We start from the raw sequence: 16441 nt of genomic DNA, 5'->3' as shown, positions 1-16441 counted from the left end.
CAGGGTGCGCGGGGCCGGGTGCCGCAGGGCTGGCTAGAGCTTGCAGCCCGGTGCCGGATCGGCCAGGTCTGCGGCCGCGATACCGGCCACCTGGTTGACGCCGCCCTTCACCTCGCGCAGGTAGACGTTCTGCACCGGGTTGTGGGCCTTGGAGAAGGTCCACGCGCCGCGCGGGCTGTCGATGCGCGCCTGGCCCATCGCGCCGATCCAGGCCGCACGATCGGTGGTGTTACCGGCGACCTTCTGCAGCGACTGGACCAGCAGCAAGCCGCTGTCGTAGCCCTGCACCGCGTAGACGTCCGCCTCCTTGCCGAACCGCTGGCGGTACTGGTCGCGGAAGCCGCGGTTGCGCTCGGTGTCCAGGCTGTCGGCATAGTGCAGCGTGGTCAGCAGGCCTTCGGCCGCCTGGCCCTGGGCCGCCAGGGTGCCCTCGGTGAGGAAGCCCGAGCCCAGCAGCGGGATCTTGCCCTGCAGCCCGGCGGCGGCGTAGTCCTGGACGAACTTGGCGGCGCCGCCGCCGGCGAAGAAGACGAATACCGCATCCGGCTTCAGCGCGGCGATCTCGGTCAGCTGCGACTGGAATTCCACATCCGGGAAGGGCACGTAGATCTCCTTGCTGACACGGCCGCCGGCCTTCTCGAAGCCCTCCTTGAAGCCGTCCACCGACTCGGTGCCGAAGCCGTAGCGCCAGGCCACTGTGACGATGTTCTTGTAGCCCTTGTCGGCGGCTACGTGGCCCATCGGGTAGGCGGTCTGCCAGGAGCTGAAGGAGGTGCGGAAGATGTTCGGCGCACACAGCGGACCGGTGGCGGCGTTGAAGCCGGCGTTGGGGATGATCAGCGGCACGCCGCTGTCGCGGGCCACCTTGACCGCGCCCATGCCGACCCCCGAATGCACCGGGCCCACCACCACGTCGACCTTGGCGCCATCGACCAGTTTCTGCATGTTCGGCACGGCCTTGCCCGGGTCGGCCTCGCTGTCGACGCTGACATATTCCACGGTACGCCCGCCGAGCGACCCGCCCTGCTCTTCGATGGCCATCTTCATGCCGTTGGTGATGGCCTCGCCGAGGGCCGCGTAGGTGCCGGTATAGGGCAGCAACAAGCCGACCTTGACCGGGTCGGCGGCCTGCGCATTGCCGAACAGGGCCAGCGTGAGGGCGGCGGAGCTGAGGGTGATACCGATTTTCTTATAGTTGTTCATCGTGGTTATCCATTGACGCGAGTTTATGGGAGGTGTCGCCTATCTCCGCCGCGCCGCTCTGCCCCCCGGGCCAGAGCGGCCAGGGGCTTAGAGCAGGTTCCAGGTGTAATTGAAAATCAGCCGGTTCTCGTCGACGTCGGTGCGGTAGTTGGAGCGCGCGGTGACGTTGCGCACCTTGACGTTCAGGCCCTTGAGCGAACCGCTCTGCACCACGTAGCCGATGTCCAGGTCGCGCTCCCACTCCCTGCCCTCGAAGCCGCGGCCGGTGTCGACGTTGTCGCCTTGGATGTAGCGCACCCCGGCCACCAGGCCCGGCGCGCCCAGGGCGGCGAAGTCGTAGTCGTAGCGGACTTGCCAGGAGCGCTCGTCGGCCGAATCGAAGGCGTAGGTCGGTACCTCGTTGCCCAGCGGGCTGACGTTGGCGAACACGCGCGGCAGGCCGTCGTCGCCGAACATCGCCTGGTAGCCCAGGTAGAAGGTGTGGGCGCCGTACTTGGCCGACAGCAGCGAATACGCCGCCTGGTTGTCCAGCTGGCCCAGCAACTGTTCGCCGTCCTCGGCCGAGTCGAAGTAGCCGAGGTTGGCACCCAATACCCAGTCGCCCACCGGCTCGCTGTGCTTGAGGCTGAAGTAGCGCTGGTTGTAGAGGTCCTGCAGCTGCGAGTACCAGGCGCCGACCGCGGTGCGGCCTTGGTTGAAGGCGTAATCGGCGCCGCCGTAGTTGAAACGGTCGCTGGTGATCAACTGACCGGCCTGGCGCCGCGGGACGAAACCCACCATGGCGCCGAGCTCGCCGTCACCCGCTTCGTTGCGCAGGCTGGTGGAACGCAGCTGGCCGGCCTGCAGGGTCAGCCCGGCGATCTCGTTGGAGACCAGGCTGGCGCCCTGGTAGGTCGGCGGCAGCAGGCGGATATCGCCGAAGTAGAGCACCGGCAGCATCAACTGCTGCTCGCCGACCTTCAGCTCGGTCTTCGATACCTTGACCTTCAGCGCCGCGCCCAGGCGGCTGTACTCGTCGGCCGCCCTGCCCTCGTCAGTCACCGGCAGCAGGCCGGTATTGACCCGGTCCGGGCTGCTGTCGAGCTTGAGGCCGAGCAGGCCCACGGCATCGACGCCAAAACCGACGGTGCCCTGGGTATAGCCGGACTTGAAGTTGAGGATGAAGCCCTGGGCCCACTCCTCGGCCTTGGACTGCTGGTTAGGCCCGACGATATCGGAGTAGTCGCGACTGAAGTAGTAGTTGCGCGCCGTGAGGGTGGCGCTGCTGCCGGCGACGAAGCCGTCTTCGGCCGCCATCAGACTAGCGGGCAAGGCCAGGGCGACGGCCAGGGACAAGGGGGCCCGCAATACGCGGGGTGCACGGATCGATTGCATCATCGTTTCACTCTTTGTAGTTGTTGTCGTGGTGTTGACTTCCACCCTTGCCGGCCATGCGGCGCGGCAACGCAAGCGGGTGGTCTTACCCCGCCCTGCCCCGGTATCCCCCAGGCAAGGCGGCAATAACCGCTGGAACGGCCGGCCTAGCGCGCCACCTCCCGTTCACCCAGCGCCTCGGCCCGGGGCGCCTGGTCGATACGTCGCGCGCCGAGCAGCAGATGGGCGGCGATACCGAAGATCAGGCCCCAGAAGGCGGCCGACAGACCGAGCAGGGACATGCCCGAGGCCGTCACCAGGAAGGTGATCAGCGCCGCTTCGCGGTCCTCCGGCACCGACATGGCGCCGGCCAGGGCACCGGCGATGGCGCCGAACAGCGCCAATCCGGCCAGCGCGGCGATCAGCTCCTTGGGCAAGGCGCTGAACAGCGACACCAGGGTCGCGCCGAACAGGCCCAGCAGCAGGTAGCACAGGCCGCCGACGACGCCGGCCACGTAGCGTTTGCGCGGGTCTTCATGGGCCTCGCGGCCGGTGCAGATGGCCGCGGTGATGGCCGCCAGGTTCAGGCCGTGGCAGCCGAATGGCGCCAGCAGCAGACTGCCCAAGGCGCTGGCGCTGATGATCGGGCTGGCCGGGGTCTGGTAGCCGGCGTTGCGCAGCACCGCCATGCCGGGCACGAACTGCCCGGTCAGCGCCACCATCACCAGCGGCAAGGCGATATTCAGGGTCGCCGCCAGGCTGAACTCCGGGGTGATCCACACCGGCACGGCCAGGCCGATCACCAGCGCTTCGCCATGCAGTTCGCCATTGGCGAAGGCGACCAGACCGCCGACCAGCAGCACCGCCATCACCGCGTAGCGTGGCAGCAGGCGCTTGCAGATCAGGTAGGTAGCGAACATCGCCAGCACCAGCACGGGCTGGCTCTTCAGCGAGACGAACAGGCCGGTGCCGAAGCTGAACAGGATGCCGGCCAGCATGGCCGCGGAGATCGCCGCCGGCAGGCGGCCGATGATGCGGTCGAAGGCGCCGGACAGGCCGACCAGGAGGATGATCAGGTTGGCCACCAGGTAGGCGCCGATCGCCTCGTTCAGGCTGATCTGCGGCAGCAGTGTGACCAGCAGCGCCGAGCCCGGCGCCGACCAGGCGATGACCAGCGGCACCCGGTAGCGCAGGCTCAGGCCGATGCCGAGCACGGCGCTGCCGATGGAGATGGCCCAGACCCAGGACGACAACACGGCATGGGACAGGCCGGCGCTGTCGGCCGCCTGGAAGATGATCACCAGGGGCCCGGCGTAGGAAATCAGCGTGGCGATGCAGCCTGCCACCAGGGCAGACAGCGAGAAATCGTGGAACAAGGTTTTCATAAGACCTCGTCGTCAGGGTGCAGCTCGCCATCCGTGGCCAGAAGCCCGGATCGCTGTTGTTGTGGGTGAAGCGGGGAGCCCTCGGGTGGATGACGCGCTAGCCATCCACCGGCGGACCTTGGCGATAGGCGTGGGTAGATGAAAACCGCGTCATCCACCCTGCCCTTCAGGCGTCCTGCAGGGCCCGCGGACGCTGGCTGCGCAGCTCGGCGGCCGGCGCCGGCGCCTTCTGCACCTCGAAGTCGAACACCAGTTCGGCGAAGCGACCCTGCACGCCACGGGCCTCGGCCGCGGCGGCGTCCTCGACGAAGCGCAGCTTGCCGACCAGGCCCTCGCGGGTGGCGTAGGCGAAGTCGTCCCACAGGTACTTATCGCCATCCAGGTTGATCTGGGTGGTCAGGTGGCGGTGGCCCGGCGCCGAGACGAAGAAGTGGATATGCGCCGGACGCTGGCCGTGGCGGCCGAGCAGGTCCAGGCATTCCTGGGTCGGGCCGTCCGGGGCGCAGCCGTAGCCGCTCGGCACGATGCTGCGCGCGCGATAGCGGCCTTCGGCGTCGGTGACGATGCGCCGGCGCAGGTTGTACTCGCTCTGGCTCTTGTCGAAGAAGGAGTAATTGCCCTTGGTGTTGGCGTGCCACAGGTCGACCACCGCGCCGGCCACGGGCTGGCCGTCGATGTCGCGCACCACGCCCTCGAGGAACATCACCGTGGCCTCGGCCAGTTCGCTGCCGTCGTCCATCCGTGCCTCGCCCTCGCAGATCGGCGCGCCGGCCACGTACAGCGGGCCCTCGATGGTCCGCGGGGTACCGCCGGTGAGGCCGGCTTCGGCGTCCTTGGCATCCTGCAGCAGGTCGAGGAAGTGCTCCAGGCCCAGGCCCGGCACCAGCAGGCCGAACTCGCTGCGTGCGCCCAGGCGGTTGAGGTAGTCGACGGCGGTCCAAAACTCGTCGTCGCTTACCTGCAGGTCTTCGATGATCTTCGCCGCGTCGTTGATGATGCGCAGCATGATCTGCTTGACCCGCGGGCTGCCCTGGTCGTTAGTGAGGCCGGCGGCCTCTTCGAAGAACTTCTGGATCTCGGCAGTGTGGGAAATCTTGATAGTCATGACGGTTAACCTCGCGTTGTTGTTATGGCGCCGGGCTTAGCGGTCGTCGGAATGGATCGACGAGGGATGGCGGCACAGGCCGTCGATCTCGATATCCATGTAGGGAAACAGCGGCAGCTGCATCAGGGTGTCGTGCAGCGCCTCGACGCTCTCCAGGTCGAACACGCTGTAGTTGGCGTAGTGCCCGGCGATGCGCCACAGGTGGCGCCAGGTGCCCTCGCGCTGCAGCCGCTGGGCCAGTTCCTTCTCATCGGCCTTGAGCTGGGTGGCGCGGGCCGGGTCCATGTCCGCCGGCAGTCTTACGGTCATCTTCACGTGGAACAGCATGGGATCGATCTCCTCGTTAGGGACGGCGGAAGAACGCCAGGCGCTCTTCGTCCAGGGTCAGACCCAGGCCCGGGGTCGCCGGCACCTGCAGGTGGAAGTCGCGGTACTGCGGCGCCTCGGTGACGATCTCCTCGGTCAGCAGCAGCGGGCCGAACAGCTCGGTGTGCCAGGTCAGCTGACGCAGGGTGAGGAAGGCATGGGCCGAGGCCAGGGTGCCGATGGCGCCCTCGAGCATGGTCCCGCCGTACAGGGCGATGCCGGCGCTTTCGGCGATCTGCGCGGTACGCAGCACGGCACGCGGGCCGCCGTTCTTGGCGATCTTCAGGGCGAAGATGCTCGCCGCGCCGTCGGCCGCCAGGCTGAAGGCGTCCTCGACGCTCTCGATCGACTCGTCGGCCATGATCGGCGCCGGGCTGCGCTGGTTCAGGCGGATCTGCCCGCCACGGTTGATCCGTGCGATGGGCTGCTCGATCAGGTCGATGCCGTTGTCGCCGAGGATGCGGCAGGCGCGCAGGGCCACCGATTCGTCCCAGGCCTGGTTGACGTCGACCCGCACGCTGGCCGAGTCGCCCAGGGCCTGCTTGATGGCGATCACATGCTTGAGGTCGCGGTTGACCTCGCCGGCGCCGATCTTCAGCTTGAAGATGCGGTGGCGGCGCGCCTCGAGCATCTGCTCGGCCTCGGCGATGTCCTTGGCGGTGTCGCCCGACGCCAGGGTCCAGGCCACTTCCAGGCTGTCGCGCACGCGGCCGCCGAGCAGCTCGCTGACCGGCAGGCCGAGGCGCTTGCCCTGGGCGTCGAGCAGCGCGCTTTCGATGCCGGACTTGGCGAAGGTGTTGCCCTTGGCCGCCTTGTCCAACCGCTGCATGGCGGCGTTGATGTTGGCCGCGTCCTGGCCGAGCAGCAGCGGGCCGAGGTGGCTGTCGATGTTCTGCTTGATGCTCTCCGGGCTCTCGTTGCCGTAGGCCAGGCCACCGATGGTGGTGGACTCGCCCAGGCCTTCGATACCGTCGGCGCAGCGCAGGCGGATCACCACCAGGGTCTGCTGCTGCATGGTGTGCATCGCCAGCTTGTGCGGGCGGATGGTCGGCAGATCGACGATGATCGCCTCGATGCTTTCGATCAGGACAGGGTTCATTTCAGGTTCCGCAGGGTAGTAATCAGGAAGCCGCCACCGCAGCACCCGGCGCGGTACGTTGACTGCGCTGGCTGCTGAGGACGAACAGGGTCATGGCGACGGCCGCCACAGCGCCGGGCACGGCGAAGGCCATGAAGTTGAGCTGCAGCGGCAGGTTGATGGCCATCAGTGCACCGCCCAGCAGCGGACCGACGATGGCGCCGTTGCGGCCGATGCCCGAAGCCCAGCCCAGGCCCGTGGAGCGGATCGACAGGCCATAGAACTGCGCGGCGCCGGCGTACAGCAGGATCTGCGTGCCGATGGTGGTGGCGCCGGCGACGAAGATCAGCAGATAGAGCAGCGCGGGCGCGCTCTTGAAGCCGAGCAGGCTGATGGAGACGGCGGCGGCGACGAAGAAGGCCACCATCACCTTGCCCAGGTTGAAGCGGTCGCCCAGCCAGCCGCCGAGGATGGCGCCGGCCATGCCGCCGAAGTTCAGCGCCAGCAGGAACGACAGGCTCGAGCCCAGGCTGTAGCCAGCGCTGGCCATCAGTTTCGGCAACCAGGAACTCAGCGCGTAGACCATCAGCAGGCAGCAGAAGAACGCCAGCCACAGGCACAGGGTGCGCAGTGCGCGGCCCTCGCGGAACAGCTCGAACACGGCCACGCCCTTGCCCTTGCTGTCACTCATCACCAGCTCGGCGCCGTCGGCCAGCGACTTGTCCGGCGCGACTCGCTTGAGGATGGCGCGGGCCTGGGCGCTGCGCCCCTGACGAACGAGGAAGCCGACCGACTCAGGCAGCAGCCAGAAGATCAGCGGCAGCAGCAGTAACGGAATGGCGGCGGCGAAGAACATCGATTCCCAGCCGAAACGCGGCAGCATGTAGATCCCCACACCCGCCGCAAGCATGCCGCCCAGCGAGTAGCCGCTGAACATCACCGCCACCAGGGTGCTGCGCAGGCGCTTGGGGGCGTACTCGTTCATCAGCGCCACGGCATTGGGCATCAGGCCGCCGCAGCCGAGGCCGGCGAGAAAGCGGCAGATGCCGAACTCGGTCGGGTTGCCGGCGAAGCCGTTGATGATGGTCGCAGTGGAGAACAGCGCGAAGCAGATGGCGATGCCCATCTTGCGGCCGATCTTGTCGGCCAGGGTGCCGAAGGCCAGGGCGCCGAACATCATGCCGAACAGCGCATAGCTGCCCAGGGCGCCGGCTTCCAGCGGGGTCAGGCCCCACTCCTGCATGAGCGCCGGCAGCACCACGCCGTAGATGAACAGGTCATATCCGTCGAAGATCAGCAGCAGCGCGCACAGCGCCATGACCCGCCAGTGAAAAGGGTTGAATCCTGCGTTGTCGATGATGTCGTGGACGTCGATCTTGCTCATGGCTCGGGACTCTTTTGTTGTTGTACTACGAGTGCGTCCTGGCGGGTCTATCCCTCGGCGGTGGCGAGCGGGCTCAGCCCAGATCGCCACCACCCACCGGCAGGGTCACACCGGTGATGTAGGCGGCTTCGTCGGAAGCCAGGAAGAGGATCGCGCCGACCTGCTCGTCGATGGTGCCGTAGCGCTTCATCAGGCTGCTCTGCACGGTCTGGTCGACGATCTGCTGGTACCAGCGCTTCTCCTGCTCGCTCGGTTCGGCGGCGTTGCGCGGAATACGACGCGGCGGCGCCTCGGTGCCGCCCGGCGCGGTGGCGTTGACACGGATGCCACGCTCGGCGGTTTCGAACGCCAGGCAGGCGGTCAGCGCATTGACGCCGCCCTTCGCCGCGCCGTAGGGCACGCGATTGACTCCACGGGTGGCGATGGAGGAAACGTTGACGATGGCGCCGCTACCCTGCTCGAGCATGTGCGGCAGGGCGGCGTGGCAGCACCACAGGGTGGGGAACAGCGAGCGGCGCACCTCGGCCTCGATCTCCTCGGCCCGGTAGTGCTCGAACGGCTTGGCCCAGATGGTGCCGCCGACGTTGTTGACCAGGATGTCCAGGCGGCCGAAATGCTCGAGCGCGGCTTTCATGACCCGCTGGCAATCGGCGAACTGCTCGAGGTCGGCGGTCAGGCACAGCACCTGGCTGACGCCTTCGAGCTCCTGGGCCAGTTCATCCACCAGCGCGGAGCGGTCGACCAGCACCAGGCGCGCGCCCTCCTCGGCCATGCGTTCGGCCACCCGCCGACCTATGCCCTGGGCGGCGCCGGTGATCACCGCCACCTTGTCTTGAAAACGCTTGCTCATAGTCCCGACCTCACTCAACGAAGCCCCCGGGGCAATGGACTGCCCCCCCGACGCTTCAAGTCCCGTAGCCCGGATGAAATCCGGGACTGCGCTGGCGGCTTCGCCCGGATGCGCTCCGGGCCGGCCGCCCTCTCGAATAAAACAGGCCCGCTTACCGGAGTAGGCGGACCAAAGGAGCTCTCAGGCGCTGGCGGCGAACTTCTCGTAGTAGAAGTTCGCGGGCTGAATGCCCTGCTCGCGGATGTAGTGACTGACCGCCTCGACCATCGGCGGCGGACCGCACAGGTACACGTCCACCTCACCGTCGTTGAGGTGCTTGGGCTCGATGTGCTGGGTCACATAGCCCTTCTGGGGGTAGCTGCTGTCCGGATTGGCCACACAGGCGCTGAAGCTGAAGTTGGGGATGCGCGCGGCGAAGGCCTCGAGCCTGTCCATTTCCACCAGGTCGAAGTCGTTGGTCACCCCGTAGATCAGGTGCAGCGGATGGGCGCTGCCCTGCTCGGCGATCTTCTCGAGCATCGCGGTGAAGGGCGCCAGGCCCGTGCCGCCGGCCAGCAACAGCAGCGGTCGCTTGATCTCGCGCAGGTAGAAACTGCCCAGGGGGCCGGCCAGGGTCATGCTGTCGCCCGCCTTGGCCAGGCCGGTGAGGAAGCTGCTCATCAGACCACCCGGTACGTTGCGGATCAGGAAGCTGACCTCGCCATCCTTCTGCAGGGTGCTGAAGGAGTAGGCGCGGGTCTGCTCGCTGCCCGGCACCTGCAGGTTGACGTACTGGCCCGGCAGGAAGCTCAGCTTGGCCAGCGACTCGCCCTTGATCGACAGCGCGATGGTGCTGTCGGAGAGCTGGCGCACCGCGCTGATCGCCGCCGAGAAGCTGGCCTGCTGGGTCTTGCACAGCTCCGACGACGCCGGAACGCGAACGACGCAGTCGCTCTGCGCACGCATCTGGCAGGTCAGCACGTAGCCCTGCTCGGCCTCTTCCTCGCTCAGGGCGTCCTCGACGTAGTCCTCGCCCAGCTCGTAGCGGCCGGCCTCGGCGAAGCACTTGCAGGTGCCACAGGCACCGTCGCGGCAGTCCAGGGGAATATTGATGCCCTGGCGGTAGGCGGCGTCGGCGACGGTTTCGCTGGCGTCGGCATCGATGAAGCGGGTGACCCCGTCTTCGAAATTCAGTGCGATCTTGTGGCTCATGGCACACCTCGCTTGGCAGTGGTTACACACGGTTTCGGGCGTTTTTGGCGCGAGCGCGTCCCTGATCCTGATGGGAAGGCAACCGGCTTCCCTGCCTCAGATTCGCGCCTGCGCCGGCTCCGAACGGGTAATCAGATGTGGTAGACGTCGATGACCTGACGCACGTAGTCGTTCTTCAGCACCACTTTCTTGGCCTTGATCAGCGGGCTGTCGCCGCGTACGTCGAGGGTGTAGAAGCTCGTGCCGAAGTAGCTGTCCACGGTCTTGTAGCGGAAGCTCAGGGTGTGCCAGTTGAAGCGCAGCTTGCACAGCCCGTCCGCCTGCTCGAGGATCTCGATGTTGCTGATGTTGTGCGAGGTGCGGGTGTCCGGGATGGTGGCGCTGGAGCGCTCGGTCTTGATGCGGAAGACCCGGTCCTCCAGACCGCCGCGGTTGCCGTACCAGATCAGCGAGATTTCGCTCTGCGGGTCCTCGGTCAGCTCGTCGTTGTCATCCCAGGACGGCATCCAGAAGCTGGCGTCGGCCGCATACAGCTCCAGCCAGCTGTCCCACTCCTTGTCGTCCAGGTAGCGCGCTTCGCGGTAGAGGAAGTCGCGCACGACGTCGTAGGAAATGCTCATCACGCACCCTCCACATGGATCAGTTGCTCTTGTTCCTTGCCCAGCGCCTCGATCATGGTCCGCTGCCAGTACTGGTGCTGCAGCACGAACAGGCCCTCGTCCTCGGTGCGCACCCCGGAAAGCAGCGGCTTGAGCTGGATCTCCTCGGCGGCCTGATCGGCGCCCTCGATCCAGTGTTCGGCGCCGCGCGACATGTCGTTCCAGCCGCGGCTGCCCTGGTAGCCCAGCTGGCAGGAGCGGAACTCCTCCAGGTCGTCCGGGGTGGCCATGCCGCTGACGTTGAAGAAGTCCTCGTACTGGCGGATGCGGCGACTGCGGGCATCGGCGCTCTCGCCCTTGGGGGCGATGCAGTAGATGGTGATCTCGGTCTTGTCCACGGAGATCGGCCGAGCGATGCGGATCTGCGAGCTGAACTGGTCCATCAGGTAGACGTTCGGGTACAGGCACAGGTTGCGCGAGTTCTCGATCATCCAGTTGGCCCGGGCCTGGCCGAACTCGCCGGCCAGCTCGTCGCGGCGCTCGTACAGCGGGCGATCCTCGGGGTTGGCCCAACGGGTCCAGAGCAGCAGGTGGCCCTTGTCGAAGGAGTAGAAGCCGCCGCCGTTCTTGGCCCAGCTGCCGGCGCTCATGGTCTTGATCTCTTCGCCGGCCTCGCGCTGCTTGCGCTGCTGCTGGGTGGCCGCGTAGTTCCAGTGCACCGAGCTGACGTGGTAGCCGTCGGCGCCGTTCTCGGCGGTCAGCTTCCAGTTGCCCTCGTAGATGTAGCTGGAGGAGCCGCGCAGCACTTCCAGGCCGTCCGGCGATTGATCGACGATCATGTCGATGATCTTCGCCGACTCGCCGAGATGCTCGACCAGCGGCGGCACGTCGGGGTTGAGGCTGCCGAACAGGAAGCCGCGATAGGACTCGAAGCGCGCGACCCTGGTCAGGTCGTGGGAGCCGTCGCAATTGAAGCTCGACGGATAGCCGGCCTCCTTCGGGTCCTTGACCTTGAGCAGCTTGCCGGAGTTGTTGAAGGTCCAGCCGTGGAACGGGCAGGTATAGGAACTCTTGTTGCCGGTCTTGTGCCGGCAGAGCATGGCGCCACGGTGGCTGCAGGCGTTGAGGAAGGCGTTCAGCTCACCGTCCTTGTTGCGCGCGATGAAGATCGACTGGCGCCCCATGGTGGTGGTGAGGTAGTCGTTGACGTTGGGGATCTGGCTCTCGTGGGCCAGATACAGCCAGTTGCCTTCGAAGATGTGCTTCATCTCCAGGTCGAACAACCGGGGATCGGTGAACATCTCCCGCTTGCAGCGGTAGAGGCCCTTGTCCTTGTCTTCTTCAAGCAGGCTATCGAGGTAATCGAATCCCAGGGTCATGGCCGTGGCTCCGTTGTTATTGTTTCAACGGGGTTAAGGCTACGAGCCCGGCTTGTCGGACAATATCCGCTTTGTGCACGACCGTTATCCATTTTCTGCAGACTGCAGGAAATGGCTAGAACCGCAGTCGAGCAGCCACACGCGAGCCGCCGCCGGCGCACGCGACTGGCCGCTCAAGGTCGTATCAGGTGGCTCGGGAGGCGATCACAGGCATGGCGCGAGCACGCGCCAGGCCGAGCATCAGCCGCGGCGGCGCAGGGTGTCCGAAGGCAGTTCGCCGAAGCTGTTTCTGTAGCACTCGGAGAAGCGCCCGAGGTGGGTGAAGCCGTAGTCCAGGGCGATCTCGGTGACGCTGCGCACGTGGCAGCTCGGGTCGCTCAGACAACTGTGGATGCGCGCCAGCTTGCGCTCGCGCACGTACTGCTTGGGGGTGCTGCCGGAGTGGCGCTCGAACAACGCATAGAGCGAGCGCAGGCTGATCTGCGCACAGGCCGCCAAGTGCTCGGCGCTGATGTCCTGCTTGAGGTTGGCCTCGATGTACTCGATCAGGTGTTCGAAGGGTGCGGCCTGGGGCAGCGGCTGCTCGCGACAGAGGTTGCTGCCGAGTTGGGTCAGCAGCTTGCCGGCGATGATACGGCTGTAGTGCTCCCGGGTCTGCAGGGCGTTGTCGTCCGCCTCGGCCTCCAGACACACCAGACCGAGCAGACGGGTCAGACTCTCCAGCTCCTGCAGGCTGTAGAGGTTGCGGGCGAAGTGGATACCCTGCTCCGGGATTCGCCAGCGCTGCTCCTCGCACACAGCCCGCAGCAGACTGACTGGCAGCTTGACGATGAACTTTTCGCAATCCTCGGAATACGTCAGGTCGACCGGGTCGTCGGGGTTGATCAGCAGCAATTCGCCGGGAGCCAGAAAGTGCTCGTCGTGGCGCTGGCGCCACAGGCAGTGGCCCTTGAGCAAGATCTGCAGGTGGTAGATGGTCTCCAGGGCCTCGGAGGTAACCCGCGCACTGCCGCCATAGCTGATCCTACACAGGTCCAGGTCGGCGAACTTGCGGTGGTTAAGACTGGCTGACAGGCCACCCTTGCTAGGCAGCTTGATGCAATGGTGGCCCACGTGCTGGTTGACGTAACCCGACACGGCATAGGGGTCGGCATGATCGAACACCATGCTTTTATCACTCAGAAGCAGCATGCACGCAGTACCATTTTGTTCTTATGGTGGCGCCCGGCATTCCGGACGTTGCAGCGACTCATGTCTCTCCGAGTCTACCCGGCAACCGGGCGGCGACTCGGCCAACGGACGAACGGCTCGTCCAGGCTATCGGCAGACCGCCACCATAAGAAGCGGCCCCGCGCCCCGTCAATCGAGCGGCGCGAAAAGCGTGCGATTAACGCCTGTCCCAGACCCCGCTCAGAGCGGCGGAAACAGCTGGCTGCTCAGCTCGCGACTGGCCTCGAGCATGATCGGCAGGTAGCGCTTTTCCAGCTCGCTCACCGACACCCGCCCGGCATGGGTGCTGACATTCATCGCCGCCAGCACATGGCCTGCCGAGTCCTGTACCGGCACGGCCAACGAACGCAGCCCCTGCTCGAGCTCCTGGTCGACTATGCACCAACCCTGCTGGCGGACCTGCTGCAGGCAGGCCCAGAGGTCCTCCGGAGTGTGCAGGGTACGGCTGGTCTTGGGCTGCAGCTCGGCATGGTTGAGGTAGTCGTGCAGGCTGTCGTCGTCCAGGGCGGCCAGTAGGATGCGGCCCATGGAGGTGCAGTAGGCCGGCAGGCGACTGCCGACGCTGAGGTCCACCGAGATCAAGCGCTGGGGAATCGCCGAGCGAGCGATATACAGCACCTGCTCGCCCTCCAGGGTGGCCAGGTTGCAGGCCTCGTGCAGCTGCTCGCTGATGCGGTCCAGATAGGACTGCGCCGACACTGCCAGAGGCGTGGACGACAGGTAGGCGTGGCCCAGGGTCAGCACCTTGGGCAGCAGCGAATAGGTGCGCCCATCGGTGGTGGCGTAACCCAGTTGCATCAGGGTGTACAGGCAGCGGCGCACGGCGGCGCGGGGAATATCCGTGCGGTGGCTGATCTGGGCGATGGTCAGGTGGCGCTTGCGTTCCTGAAAGGCATTGATCACCGCCAGGCCCCGGGCCAGGGAGGCCATGAAGTTCGGATCGCCGGCGAACTCGGCGATGCGCTGGGCCGGCGACACATAGGGCGGCGGCGCCAAGGGCGGCTGGGGCGGTCGTGGTTCGCTCATACAGTCTCCGATAGCGGACACAATTGATCTCGGAGCGATTATCGAACCATAGTTCGATAATCGCAATTGACCTCGCAGTTCCACCTGATAACCTTGCCTGCGCCCAGTCTGCGACCGCTACGGTCAGGTACCTGCCACGGACTGGGCATGGTTCTGCCCACGAAGCGGAATCATTTCCTCCAGCCGGTCCACGCCCCGGCACAGGTAGGAGCGCCCCCCGCCCTGGTCGAATGTTGCTCAGGAGCGGGGACGCGCCACTACTTATCGGCATTATCCGAGAAAGCGTGGCGCCCTGGCGGGACATGTAACCGGCCAGTCGGCGCCGATACTCGCACCGTTAGCCCCTACACCCAGATCAACCATGACCTGACGCGGCCGCAGGCGGCTCAGGGTTGTGCCCGCAGGCCGGGCATCTCCTGATCCGGCAGCCATTTGTGATGGATCGCCGCAAAGCTGCCGTCGCGCTTCATGCCATCCAGCTCCTCCTGCCAACGGGCGACCAGTGAAGGGTCGGTCTCGGATGAGAAGGCAATGTAGCTGTAGCTGCGCAGGAAGCTGAACAGCAGTTTCACCTCGTCTTCGCGTAGCCCACCGCGAGCCAGGTACGCCGACAGTCCAAGGTTATCCATCACCATCAGCCTCACCCGCCCGTGCTTGAGCATCTGTACGACCATGTCCGGTCCGGGAACCGGGTGCAGATTGGTGAACCCCTCGGCGAGCAGCAGCTGATGGCTATACCACTCGCGCGGGACCGCGATCTCGCCGTGGTGCCGCGCATCGTCGAGGCTGTCGATGCGCGGCGCCGAACGGGTCAACCCGTAGAAGCCGGTGATGTTCACGGTGATCGGCCCCACCCACTGGAACAAGGGCTCGCGCTCTGCCGTGCGCATCGCGACAAAGAGTCCCGCATTGGGCTGAGTTCGCGCTTCCCGATAGGCACGCGCCCAAGGTACCACCTCCAGGGTGATCGGCTGGCTGCTGCGCCGAGCCAGTTCGCGCACCACGTCCACGGCCATGCCGACCGGCTCTCCATCGCTACTGAAGTTCACCGGCGGGTATTCCTGGGAAAACAGACGCAACGCTTCGGCCGACAAGGACAACGGCAGCCACAACCCCAGTAGCAGAACCGACAAGCAGCAAAGGAGCAACGAGCGCAAGGCGATGCCCTCGGCAGATGGCATTGGCTGTAGCTTAGTCCTTAGCGTTGAACAGCCGCGGTACACCCGCTAACAGGACTCCCAAAGCCTAGGAACGCCTGAGTCAGCCCGCAGCAGAGCTTCGAGCCTTACCAGAGCGCCAGGGTGTAGCCGAGGATCAGGCGATTCTCGTCGACATCCGTCGCCCGAATCGTACATAAACGAGCTCTCGGTGAAGAATGCTTATTCTAGACGAGCCCCGTGGCGAACTGGCGAGGGCATGCCGACAATATGGCCACTCGGGGCAGGCTCTGAATTTCCGCCGCGCAAAAGCAAACCCCCGACCTGCATATGCGGGTCGGGGGTTTGGGATAGGTGCTTGACGATGACCTACTCTCACATGGGGAAGCCCCACACTACCATCGGCGATGCATCGTTTCACTACTGAGTTCGGGATGGGATCAGGTGGTTCCAACGCTCTATGGTCGTCAAGCAATTCGGTTGGAGAGTCGGTGTTGAGTCGCCTCTCCATATTGGGTATGTGATGTCTGGTTTTGCGTGTTCTGGCAAATTTTCGGTTTGTTGTCGACTTCAACCATCGAGCACACAAACAGCAAATTGTTTGGGTGTTATATGGTCAAGCCTCACGGGCAATTAGTATGGGTTAGCTCAACGCCTCACAGCGCTTACACACCCCACCTATCAACGTCGTAGTCTTCGACGGCCCTTCAGGGAGCTCAAGGCTCCAGTGAGATCTCATCTTGAGGCAAGTTTCCCGCTTAGATGCTTTCAGCGGTTATCTCTTCCGAACATAGCTACCCGGCAATGCCACTGGCGTGACAACCGGAACACCAGAGGTTCGTCCACTCCGGTCCTCTCGTACTAGGAGCAGCCCCTCTCAAATCTCAAACGTCCACGGCAGATAGGGACCGAACTGTCTCACGACGTTCTAAACCCAGCTCGCGTACCACTTTAAATGGCGAACAGCCATACCCTTGGGACCGGCTTCAGCCCCAGGATGTGATGAGCCGACATCGAGGTGCCAAACACCGCCGTCGATATGAACTCTTGGGCGGTATCAGCCTGTTATCCCCGGAGTACCTTTTATCCGTTGAGCGATGGCCCTTCCATACAGAACCACCGGATCACTAAGACC

At 65.4% G+C, this 16441-nt stretch carries 14 protein-coding genes and 2 rRNA genes (1 of these 16 cut by a window edge); all 16 read right to left on the bottom strand.

The genetic code is table 11. The features are described from left to right. Nucleotides 1-33: 33 nt before the first annotated feature. Nucleotides 34-1203 (bottom strand): ABC transporter substrate-binding protein, encoded by a 1170-nt coding sequence (locus ACSX1C_RS04305; protein ID WP_439888392.1) that lies wholly within the window; start codon nt 1201-1203, stop codon nt 34-36. An 87-nt stretch (nt 1204-1290) separates the two neighbouring features. Continuing rightward, the gene (locus ACSX1C_RS04300; protein ID WP_439888391.1) at nt 1291-2580 is read right to left on the bottom strand and encodes an OprD family porin; all 1290 of its coding nucleotides are present in this window, start codon (nt 2578-2580) and stop codon (nt 1291-1293) included. Nucleotides 2581-2723: 143 nt separating this feature from the next. Then, the gene (locus ACSX1C_RS04295; RefSeq protein ID WP_439888390.1) at nt 2724-3941 is read right to left on the bottom strand and encodes a benzoate/H(+) symporter BenE family transporter; all 1218 of its coding nucleotides are present in this window, start codon (nt 3939-3941) and stop codon (nt 2724-2726) included. Nucleotides 3942-4107: 166 nt separating this feature from the next. Then, complete coding sequence (catA, locus tag ACSX1C_RS04290; RefSeq protein ID WP_439888389.1) at nt 4108-5046, bottom strand: catechol 1,2-dioxygenase; 939 nt, start codon at nt 5044-5046, stop codon at nt 4108-4110. Nucleotides 5047-5082: 36 nt separating this feature from the next. Continuing rightward, on the bottom strand, nt 5083-5373 hold the full coding sequence (catC, locus tag ACSX1C_RS04285) for a muconolactone Delta-isomerase (RefSeq protein ID WP_439888388.1): 291 nt from the start codon (nt 5371-5373) through the stop codon (nt 5083-5085). A gap of 16 nt (nt 5374-5389) precedes the next feature. Continuing rightward, nucleotides 5390-6511, bottom strand: coding sequence for a muconate cycloisomerase family protein (locus ACSX1C_RS04280; protein WP_439888387.1), 1122 nt, complete (start codon nt 6509-6511; stop codon nt 5390-5392). A gap of 22 nt (nt 6512-6533) precedes the next feature. Next, nucleotides 6534-7874 carry an MFS transporter gene (locus tag ACSX1C_RS04275; protein WP_439888386.1) on the bottom strand — a complete coding sequence of 447 codons (1341 nt, stop codon included), beginning with the start codon at nt 7872-7874 and terminating at the stop codon, nt 6534-6536. Between the two features lie 73 nt (nt 7875-7947). Next, nucleotides 7948-8724, bottom strand: a complete 777-nt coding sequence (locus tag ACSX1C_RS04270) for a 1,6-dihydroxycyclohexa-2,4-diene-1-carboxylate dehydrogenase (protein WP_439888385.1) — start codon at nt 8722-8724, stop codon at nt 7948-7950. 180 nt (nt 8725-8904) lie between these two features. Next, nucleotides 8905-9915, bottom strand: coding sequence for a benzoate 1,2-dioxygenase electron transfer component BenC (gene benC / locus ACSX1C_RS04265; RefSeq protein WP_439888384.1), 1011 nt, complete (start codon nt 9913-9915; stop codon nt 8905-8907). Nucleotides 9916-10046: 131 nt separating this feature from the next. Beyond that, nucleotides 10047-10535, bottom strand: a complete 489-nt coding sequence (gene benB, locus ACSX1C_RS04260; protein WP_439888383.1) for a benzoate 1,2-dioxygenase small subunit — start codon at nt 10533-10535, stop codon at nt 10047-10049. Then, on the bottom strand, nt 10535-11893 hold the full coding sequence (gene benA, locus ACSX1C_RS04255; RefSeq protein WP_439888382.1) for a benzoate 1,2-dioxygenase large subunit: 1359 nt from the start codon (nt 11891-11893) through the stop codon (nt 10535-10537). Before benA ends, benB begins: the two co-directional genes overlap by 1 nt. 240 nt (nt 11894-12133) lie before the next feature. Further along, entirely contained in the window at nt 12134-13084 is a 951-nt protein-coding gene (locus tag ACSX1C_RS04250) for an AraC family transcriptional regulator (RefSeq protein WP_439888381.1), read from the bottom strand. A 219-nt stretch (nt 13085-13303) separates the two neighbouring features. Beyond that, nucleotides 13304-14149, bottom strand: coding sequence for an IclR family transcriptional regulator (locus tag ACSX1C_RS04245; RefSeq protein ID WP_439888380.1), 846 nt, complete (start codon nt 14147-14149; stop codon nt 13304-13306). A gap of 386 nt (nt 14150-14535) precedes the next feature. Further along, a complete protein-coding gene (locus ACSX1C_RS04240; RefSeq protein ID WP_439888379.1) occupies nt 14536-15330 on the bottom strand; it encodes a substrate-binding periplasmic protein in 795 nt (264 codons plus the stop codon). Between the two features lie 332 nt (nt 15331-15662). Beyond that, nucleotides 15663-15778 (bottom strand): 5S ribosomal RNA (rrf, locus tag ACSX1C_RS04235). 140 nt (nt 15779-15918) lie between these two features. Continuing rightward, nucleotides 15919-16441 (bottom strand): 23S ribosomal RNA (locus tag ACSX1C_RS04230); it runs 2367 nt beyond the window's last position.

It is taken from the genome of Pseudomonas sp. MBLB4123, assembly GCF_051904775.1.
In the GTDB taxonomy this organism is placed as follows: domain Bacteria; phylum Pseudomonadota; class Gammaproteobacteria; order Pseudomonadales; family Pseudomonadaceae; genus Aquipseudomonas; species Aquipseudomonas benzenivorans_B.
The sequence above is the reverse complement of the archived record's forward strand: the minus strand, read 5'-3'. Positions and strand labels throughout refer to the sequence as shown.

What these genes read in the sequence shown, in the direction of transcription:
- ACSX1C_RS04305 (WP_439888392.1), bottom strand. Translation starts at nt 1,203, where the DNA reads ATGAACAACTATAAGAAAATCGGTATCACCCTCAGCTCCGCCGCCCTC.
- ACSX1C_RS04300 (WP_439888391.1), bottom strand. Translation starts at nt 2,580, where the DNA reads ATGATGCAATCGATCCGTGCACCCCGCGTATTGCGGGCCCCCTTGTCC.
- ACSX1C_RS04295 (WP_439888390.1), bottom strand. Translation starts at nt 3,941, where the DNA reads ATGAAAACCTTGTTCCACGATTTCTCGCTGTCTGCCCTGGTGGCAGGC.
- catA (WP_439888389.1), bottom strand. Translation starts at nt 5,046, where the DNA reads ATGACTATCAAGATTTCCCACACTGCCGAGATCCAGAAGTTCTTCGAA.
- catC (WP_439888388.1), bottom strand. Translation starts at nt 5,373, where the DNA reads ATGCTGTTCCACGTGAAGATGACCGTAAGACTGCCGGCGGACATGGAC.
- ACSX1C_RS04280 (WP_439888387.1), bottom strand. Translation starts at nt 6,511, where the DNA reads ATGAACCCTGTCCTGATCGAAAGCATCGAGGCGATCATCGTCGATCTG.
- ACSX1C_RS04275 (WP_439888386.1), bottom strand. Translation starts at nt 7,874, where the DNA reads ATGAGCAAGATCGACGTCCACGACATCATCGACAACGCAGGATTCAAC.
- ACSX1C_RS04270 (WP_439888385.1), bottom strand. Translation starts at nt 8,724, where the DNA reads ATGAGCAAGCGTTTTCAAGACAAGGTGGCGGTGATCACCGGCGCCGCC.
- benC (WP_439888384.1), bottom strand. Translation starts at nt 9,915, where the DNA reads ATGAGCCACAAGATCGCACTGAATTTCGAAGACGGGGTCACCCGCTTC.
- benB (WP_439888383.1), bottom strand. Translation starts at nt 10,535, where the DNA reads ATGAGCATTTCCTACGACGTCGTGCGCGACTTCCTCTACCGCGAAGCG.
- benA (WP_439888382.1), bottom strand. Translation starts at nt 11,893, where the DNA reads ATGACCCTGGGATTCGATTACCTCGATAGCCTGCTTGAAGAAGACAAG.
- ACSX1C_RS04250 (WP_439888381.1), bottom strand. Translation starts at nt 13,084, where the DNA reads ATGCTGCTTCTGAGTGATAAAAGCATGGTGTTCGATCATGCCGACCCC.
- ACSX1C_RS04245 (WP_439888380.1), bottom strand. Translation starts at nt 14,149, where the DNA reads ATGAGCGAACCACGACCGCCCCAGCCGCCCTTGGCGCCGCCGCCCTAT.
- ACSX1C_RS04240 (WP_439888379.1), bottom strand. Translation starts at nt 15,330, where the DNA reads ATGCCATCTGCCGAGGGCATCGCCTTGCGCTCGTTGCTCCTTTGCTGC.